Origin of the sequence: Kocuria sp. NPDC057446, assembly GCF_042802875.1 — a bacterium.
Classification (GTDB): domain Bacteria; phylum Actinomycetota; class Actinomycetes; order Actinomycetales; family Micrococcaceae; genus Kocuria.
In genome coordinates this window covers 23,320-29,916 of sequence record NZ_JBHVDI010000032.1, presented here as the reverse complement: position 1 = coordinate 29,916, position 6,597 = coordinate 23,320, and the positions used below count along the sequence as shown (strand labels likewise).

Annotated in this window: 2 protein-coding genes; both read right to left on the bottom strand. The window is 71.4% G+C overall.

Annotated elements, in window-relative coordinates; all coding sequences use genetic code 11:
• Positions 1-225: 225 nt before the first annotated feature.
• Positions 226-1,689 carry a glutamate synthase subunit beta gene (locus ACFU0Y_RS06245; protein ID WP_380213591.1) on the bottom strand — a complete coding sequence of 488 codons (1,464 nt, stop codon included), beginning with the start codon at positions 1,687-1,689 and terminating at the stop codon, positions 226-228.
• Positions 1,682-6,352 carry a glutamate synthase large subunit gene (gltB, locus tag ACFU0Y_RS06240; protein WP_380213590.1) on the bottom strand — a complete coding sequence of 1,557 codons (4,671 nt, stop codon included), beginning with the start codon at positions 6,350-6,352 and terminating at the stop codon, positions 1,682-1,684. The genes ACFU0Y_RS06245 and gltB overlap by 8 nt, the downstream gene beginning before the upstream one ends.
• Positions 6,353-6,597 lie beyond the last annotated feature (245 nt).

Here is a 6,597-nt window from a genome sequence, read left to right as displayed (position 1 = left end):
CCGTCGCACGACGCAGCTCCCGGCCGCACTGCCTGGGGGTCCGCCTCCGGGGCGGGAGGTCCTCCCCAGCCTATCAACGCCGTCGCCGGTGTCGAGGCGGCCGGGCCGCCGCCGGCCCCCGGACGTGCGCCGGCGCGGGCCGACCCGCCCGGCCGGAGGGGGCGTCCCGCGCCGTGGTGCGCGCCGTGGTGCGCGCCGTGGTGCGCTCCGGCGGGCGGTGCGGTGCTACATGGTGAGGTCGATGGCCCGGTCGGTCGGGGCCACGGGCTCCGGCAGACGGGTCGAGCCCATGAGGAACCGCTCGACGGCGGCCGCGCACGCGCGGCCCTCGGCGATCGCCCACACGACCAGGGACTGGCCCCGGCCGGCGTCGCCGCACGCGAACACGCCGTCCACGCTGGTCATGTACCGGTCGTCCCGGGCCAGGTTGGTCCGGCCGTCCAGCTCCGCGCCGATCTGCTCGGTGATGTCCTCGGACTCGTTGCCGGTGAAGCCCAGCGCCAGGAAGACCAGGTCGGCCGGGATCACCCGCTCGGTGCCGCCCTTCGGCGCGCGCCGCCCGTCGGGCAGGTACTCGGTCTCGGCGACCTTCAGGCCGGTCAGCCGGCCGTTGTCGCCCACGAACTCCACGGTGGAGGCCATGTAGGTGCGGTCCCCGCCCTCCTCGTGGGAGGTCGAGACCTCGAAGACCTTGGGCATCATGGGCCACGGGTCGGCGTCGGAGCGGTCCGCGGCCGGCTTGCGGCCGATCGCCAGGGACGTGATCGACGCCGCGCCCTGGCGGTTGGCGGTGCCGATGCAGTCGGAGCCGGTGTCGCCGCCGCCCAGGACGATGACGTGCTTGCCCGCCGCGGAGATCTGGTCCTCGACCTCGTCGCCGGCCACCACCCGGTTGCCCTGCACCAGGTAGTCCATGGCGAAGTGGACACCGTCGAGGTCCCGGCCGGGGATCTGCAGGTCGCGCGGGACGGTGGCTCCGGTGGCGACCACCACGGCGTCGTAGCGGCGCTTGAGCTGGTCCCAGGTGATGTCCTTGCCGATCTCCACGCCCGGGCGGAAGCGGGTGCCCTCGGCGCGCATCACGTCGAGGCGCCGGTCGAGGACCTCCTTCTCCATCTTGAAGTCGGGGATGCCGTAGCGCAGCAGCCCCCCGATCCGGTCGTCGCGCTCGTAGACCGCCACCGTGAACCCGGCCTGGGTCAGCTGCTGGGCCACCGCGAGACCGCCGGGCCCGGAGCCCACCACGGCCACGGTCTTGCCGACCAGGCGCTGCGGGACGTACGGCTTGACGATGCCCTCGTCGAAGCCCATCTCGCCGATCGAGTACTCGATCTGCTTGATGGTCACGGCGGGCTGGTTGATGCCGAGCACGCACGAGGACTCGCACGGCGCCGGGCAGACCCGTCCGGTGAACTCCGGGAAGTTGTTGGTGGCGTGCATGCGCTCGACCGCCTCGGCGTCGAGGCCGCGCCACACAAGGTCGTTCCACTCCGGGATCAGGTTCCCGAGCGGGCAGCCCTCGTGGCAGAAGGGGATCCCGCAGTCCATGCACCGGCCCGCCTGCTTCTGCAGCACGCCCCGGTCCTGGGCCTCCTGGACCTCCTTCCAGTCCATGATCCGGACGGGCACCGGCCGCTTGGGGCGGTCGACGCGCTCGGTCACCTTCAGAAAACCGCGCGGATCAGCCACGGGTCGTCACCTCCAGGATCTTGTGCCAGGCCTCGTCGCCGTCGGGGTCCTGCCCCTGGGTGCGGGCTTCTTCGCGGATGCCCTGCACGGCGGCGTACTCCCGCGGCAGGACCTTGGTGAAGCGTCCGAGCGTGGCCACGGGATCGGCCAGGAGCCGGTCGGCGAGCTCGGAGCCGGTCTCCTCGGCGTGCTGCGTGATGAGCGCCAGCACGATCTCGGCGTCCGCCTCGTCCAGGGGCAGCAGCTGCAGCTCACCGCTGTCCCGGGCCTGCTTGTTGACCGAGGTCTCGGCGAGGTCGATGACGTAGGCGACGCCGCCGGACATGCCCGCGCCGAAGTTGCGCCCGGTGCGGCCGAGCACCAGGGCGGTGCCGCCGGTCATGTACTCGCAGCCGTGGTCCCCGATGCCCTCGACCACCGCGGTGGCGCCCGAGTTGCGCACCAGGAACCGCTCGCCCACGGTGCCGCGCAGGAAGATCTCCCCGCCCGTCGCGCCGTAGCCGATCACGTTGCCGGCGATGACGTTCTCGGAGGCCTCGAACACCGCGTCCCGCTCGGGGCGCACGATGATCCGGCCGCCGGAGAGGCCCTTGCCGGAGTAGTCGTTGGCGTCGCCCTCGAGCCGCAGGGTGATCCCCTGCGGGAGGAACGCACCGAGCGACTGGCCGGCCTGGCCCGTGAGCGTCACGTCGATGGTGTCGTGCGCGAGTTCGTCCGTGCCGAACGTCCTCGTCACCACGTGGCCGAGCATCGTGCCGACCGCGCGGTCGGTGTTGATGATGTGCTGCTGGATCCGCACGGGCTCCCGCTTCTCCAGGGCGGCCCGGGAGAGCCGGATCAGCTCGTTGTCGAAGTGCTTCTCCAGCTCGTGGTCCTGGCCGCGCATGTTGCGCACCGCCGCGCCCCGGTGCTCGAGCACCGTGGAGTGCAGGATCGGGGAGAGGTCGAGCCCGTGCGCCTTCCAGTGGTCGATGGCGTCCCTGGTCTCGAGGACCTCGGCGTGCCCGACGGCCTCCTCGATCGAGCGGAAGCCGAGCTGGGCCAGGTACTCCCGGACCTCCTCGGCGATGAACTCGAAGAAGTTCACCACGTGCTCCGCCTTGCCCGTGAACCGCCGGCGCAGCTCGGGGTTCTGGGTGGCCACGCCCACCGGGCAGGTGTCCAGGTGGCACTTGCGCATCATGATGCAGCCCTCGACGATCAGCGGGGCCGTGGCGAAGCCGAACTCCTCCGCCCCGAGCAGCGCGGCGACGACCACGTCCCGGCCGGTCTTCATCTGCCCGTCGGCCTGGACGACCACGCGGTCCCGAAGCCCGTTGAGCATCAGCGTCTGCTGGGTCTCGGCGAGGCCGAGCTCCCACGGGGCGCCGGCGTGCTTGAGCGAGTTCAGCGGGGCCGCGCCGGTGCCGCCGTCGTGCCCGGAGACGAGCACCACGTCGGCCTTGGCCTTGGTGACGCCGGAGGCCACGGTGCCGATGCCGATCTCGGAGACCAGCTTGACGTGCACGCGGGCCTGCGGGTTGGCGCGCTTGAGGTCGTAGATCAGCTGCGCCAGGTCCTCGATCGAGTAGATGTCGTGGTGCGGCGGCGGCGAGATCAGGGACACGCCCGGGGTCGAGTGGCGCGTGCGGGCGATCCAGGGGTAGAGCTTCTGGGCCATGAGCTGGCCGCCCTCGCCGGGCTTGGCGCCCTGGGCCATCTTGATCTGGATGTCGTCGGCGTTGGTCAGGTACAGGCTCGTGACCCCGAACCGGCCGGAGGCCACCTGCTTGATCGCGGAGCGGCGCTCCGGGTCGAGCAGCCGGTCGACGTCCTCGCCGCCCTCACCGGTGTTCGACTTGGCGCCGAGCCGGTTCATGGCGATCGCCAGGGTCTCGTGCGCCTCCTGGGAGATGGAGCCGTAGCTCATCGCCCCGGTCTGGAAGCGCTTGACGATCGAGCTGACGGGCTCGACCTCCTCGAGCGGCACGGGCTTGCGGTCCGAGGCGAAGCCGAGCAGCCCGCGCAGGGTCAGCAGCTTCTTCGTCTGGTCGTCCACGAGCTTCGTGTAGGACTTGAAGATGTCGTAGCGGCCGGTGCGGGTGGCGTGCTGCAGCCGGAAGACGGTCTGCGGGTTGAACAGGTGCGGCGGGCCGTCCCGGCGCCAGTCGTACTCGCCGCCGGTCTCGAGGTCCCGGTGGGGCTCGGTCACCCCGTCCGCCGGGTACGCCCGGCGGTGGCGGGAGGCCGTCTCCTCCGCGATCACGTCGAGGCCGATGCCGCCGATCTGGGTGTGGGTGCCGGTGAAGTAGTCGTCCACGAGCTCCCGCGACAGGCCGAGCGCCTCGAAGACCTGGGCGCCGCAGTAGGAGGACACCGTGGAGATGCCCATCTTGGACATGATCTTCTGCACGCCCTTGCCCAGGGCCTTGATGAGGTTGTGCACCGCGTGCTCGGTGGTGATCCCGGTGAGGTCGCCCGAGCGCACCAGCTCCTCGGCGGACTCCATCGCCAGGTACGGGTTGACCGCGGAGGCGCCGTAGCCGATGAGCAGCGCCACGTGGTGGACCTCGCGCACGTCGCCCGCCTCCACGACCAGCGCCACCTTGGTGCGGGTCGCCGAGCGCAGGAGGTGGTGGTGCACGGCCGAGGTGAGCAGCAGCGACGGGATCGGCGCCCACGCGCCGTTGGAGTCGCGGTCCGAGACGATGACGTACTCCACGCCGCGGGCCACGGCGGCGGAGACCTTCTCGCAGATCTCCGCGATCCGGGCGCGCAGGGACTCCGCGCCGCCGTCGGGACGGTACAGGCCCCGCACCTTGAGGGCCGCGGGCATGCCGTCCTCGCCCTCGATGTGCAGAAACTGGTCCAGCTGGTCGTTGTCGATCACGGGGAAGTCCACCGCGACCTGACGGGTGCGCACCCGGTCGGTGGTCAGCAGGTTCCCGGTGGGGCCCACGGAGCCGCGCAGGCTCGTGACGAGCTCCTCGCGGATGGCGTCCAGCGGCGGATTGGTGACCTGCGCGAAGGACTGCACGAAGTAGTCGAAGAGGGTGCGGGACTTCTCGGAGAGCACGGCGATCGGGGTGTCGGTGCCCATCGCGTAGATCGGCTCGGCGCCCTTGGCCGCCATGGGCCCCACGATCATCTTCAGCTCCTCCTGCGTGTACCCGAAGGTCTTCTGGCGCAGGGTGATGGAGGAGCGCGGGTGGACCATGTGCTCGCGCTCGGGCAGGTCTTTGATGTCGATGATGTTGCCGTCGGCCCACTCCTCCCACGGAGCGGCGTCGGCGATCTGGGCCTTGATCTCGGCGTCCTCGACGATCCGGCCCCGGGCGGTGTCCACGAGGAACATCGTGCCCGGGGACACGCGGCCCTTGCGCACGATCTTGCGGTCCCCGACGTCGACGACGCCGACCTCCGAGGCGAAGACGACCAGGCCGTCGTCGGTGACCCAGAAGCGGCCCGGGCGCAGTCCGTTGCGGTCCAGCAGCGAGCCGACCTGCACGCCGTCGGTGAAGGCCACCGCGGCCGGGCCGTCCCAGGGCTCCATGAAGGAGGCGTGGTAGCGGTAGAACGCCTTGCGGGCCGGGTCCATGGTCTCGTGGTTCTCCCAGGCCTCCGGGATCATCATCATCATGGCCTGCGTCACGGGCCGGCCGGAGAGCACGAGCAGCTCGGCGACCTCGTCGAGGGACTGCGAGTCGGACGCGCCCTCCGAGCAGATCGGGAACAGCTCCTCTGGGTTGCGGCCCAGCAGCGGGGACTTCAGCTGCGACTGGCGGGCGCGCATCCAGTTCCGGTTGCCCTTGACGGTGTTGATCTCGCCGTTGTGGGCGAGCGTGCGCATGGGCTGGGCCAGCGGCCACGAGGGGAACGTGTTGGTGGAGAACCGGGAGTGCACGATCGCGAGCTCGGTGCTGAACCGGTCGTCGGAGAGGTCCGGGTAGAAGGGCTCGAGCTGCTGGGTGGTGAGCATGCCCTTGTAGACGATGGTGCGCGAGGACAGCGAGGGGAAGTAGACGCCGGAGCGGTTCTGGGCCCGCTTGCGCAGCCGGAACGCCTTCTGGTCCAGGCGCCGCCGGGCGGCCTCGTCCTCGGGGGCCGGGGCGGGCTCGGCCACGAAGAGCTGCACGAAGTAGGGCATGACCTCGCGGGCGGACCGGCCCACCACGGACTCGGCCACCGGGACGGGCCGCCAGCCGAGGACCTCGAGCTCCTCGGAGCGCGCGAGCTCCTCGAGGGCGCCCTGGATGCGCTCCGCGTTCTCCCCGCCGTGCGGGAGGAACGCGGTGCCCACGGCGTAGCCGCCCAGTGGCGGCAGCCCGAAGTCGAGGACGGCGCGGAAGAACGCGTCCGGCAGCTGCGTGAGCAGCCCGGCACCGTCACCGGTGCCCTCGTCGCCGCCGACGGCGCCACGGTGCTCCAGGTTGCGCAGGGCCGTCAGCGCGGCGTCGACGATCTCGTGGCTCGGGGTGCCGTTGAGGGTCGCGACCACGGCGAGGCCGCAGGCGTCCTTCTCCTCGTCCGGGTGGTAGAGCCCCTGCTCCTCGGGCGCGTTGGAGAACTGCTCGAACGGGGACTCCACCTGCTCCTGCCCGGTCCGGGCGGGATCGGCCGGACGCGGGTCCGTGCCGTCCTGGGCAGAGTGGTCACCGGGGGTGCCGGCCGGGGTAGAGGTCATGACAGACGTTTCCTCACCATGGGGATGCGGTCAACAGGAGCGGCCCCCGCGGCAGAGCTCCGGTCGGGAGGTGCCGCCGGATCGTGAGCTGCCACCGGCGTCCCCGTGCGGTGTGCGCTCGAGGTGCCGGGCGGCGGAAGGGCCCCGTTCCAGGAATGTCCGACGGTGGACGATCGTGGCGTGCGCCGGAGCGGTGGACGTGGTTCACCCGTCCGCCGGTCAGGAGCGAGTAAAAACTAGCACTC

Bases quoted from the DNA above. Each gene is read 5' to 3' on its own strand.
- gltB (WP_380213590.1), bottom strand. From the start codon at position 6,352: ATGACCTCTACCCCGGCCGGCACCCCCGGTGACCACTCTGCCCAGGAC.